Raw genomic sequence first — 1424 nt, 5'->3', positions numbered from 1 at the left:
TTAGCCATCCCCTGAAAAAAGAGTTGAATAACTGTTGAAGTATTGATTTTGCTAGTGTTTTGAGGTGATTTAAAATAGGAAAACTGTTTAAAAAGCTGTAATTTATTGTTGCAAAAAAACAAATATTCACTTTAAAAACAGTTTGATGGACAAGATACTGACAAAACAGATACAAACCCAATTGAGCAGCTATTTTTTATCGGCAAGGGTATTTACCAAACCAGAGTTGCGCTGTTTAAAAGATATGGTCATAGGCATATTAAAATCAAGATCAGTATTTGTGAACCAAATAGCGGCATCGCTTAGGGAGCCTTTAAAACTTAAAGATGTTTGCAAACGATTATCTTCCCAATATCTAAAGGAGGATTATGCGGAGAAAGTATTAAACTCCCATTTAAACTGTACCTCTTCCGGGATATCGGAAGATGATTTTATCCTTATGGATGGTACCGATATCAGCAAAAAACACGCCAAGTATATGGAAGGGCTGGAGTATGTAAAAAATGGGGATACGGGAGCAATTGGTCTAGGATACAATGTATTGAACATAAATTCAATAGGCCCCGATAAGACAATGAGCCCTCTTTATAGTAAGGCATATAGTTATGAAATGGGAGCATTGAGCAGTAATAACGAGATAAAGAAAGCGGTAGAACATGTTACACGGCATATAGGGGATAAAGGGTGCTGGGTTTTTGACCGTGGGGCGGACAATGCTATTTTGAAGGATTTTTTTATTGCCGAGTGCTCACAAGCTGTCATTCGTTTAAAAAGGAACACCAAACTTTGCTATAAACAACAGGAATATCAAGTAAATGCCCTGGTAAATAAAATTGACTTTTCAATTACACAAAGCGTGACCAAGATCAAGAAAGACAGGCCCGTTTTGGAGCGCTACCAAATAGGGGCCATACCTATAAGCTATACCATCAAAGGCAGGACACATGCGTTGTGGTTGGTAGTCTCAAGGAACGAAAGACATGGAGGGCTCGGTTATTTGCTTGTCAAGAGTAGGCTCTCCACGGCAATAGAAGTGGCAAAATGGGCTTTTAAGGGGTATGGCCTACGATGGAAAATAGAAGAATACCACAGGCATGTAAAGCAACAGTACAGATTAGAAGCTATTCAAATGAGAACTTTTGAAGGCTTACAGTCAATGCTGGCAGTACTTACTGTGGCCATGTTCATGATCTATAGGAAAATCAGGTCGATCCATTTTAGTTTACTACTGGATACGGGGTATAATTACCTGAACAAGCATACCGTTAGAGAGCTTACCAATTTCATCTACTATAAAATATCAAAGGTGGTAGCCATTTTACTCATGCCGGTAAAAAGTAGATGGAAAATTCAAAATACCGAACCTGAAAAAAATATAGGGCAACTCAATTTAATGCTCAATTAAAAAAACGGGGGATGGCTAA

1 protein-coding gene is annotated in these 1424 nt (G+C 38.2%); it reads left to right on the top strand.

All coding sequences use genetic code 11. The annotated features are described in order from the left end of the window. Positions 1–145: 145 nt before the first annotated feature. Positions 146–1405, top strand: a complete 1260-nt coding sequence (locus HCG49_RS18365) for a transposase (protein ID WP_168470933.1) — start codon at positions 146–148, stop codon at positions 1403–1405. Positions 1406–1424: the final 19 nt, after the last annotated feature.

Source organism: Arenibacter sp. 6A1 (assembly GCF_012272855.1).
Classification (GTDB): Bacteria; Bacteroidota; Bacteroidia; order Flavobacteriales; family Flavobacteriaceae; genus Arenibacter.
Note: the sequence above shows the minus strand (reverse complement) of the source record. Positions and strands in the feature narration are given on the sequence as shown.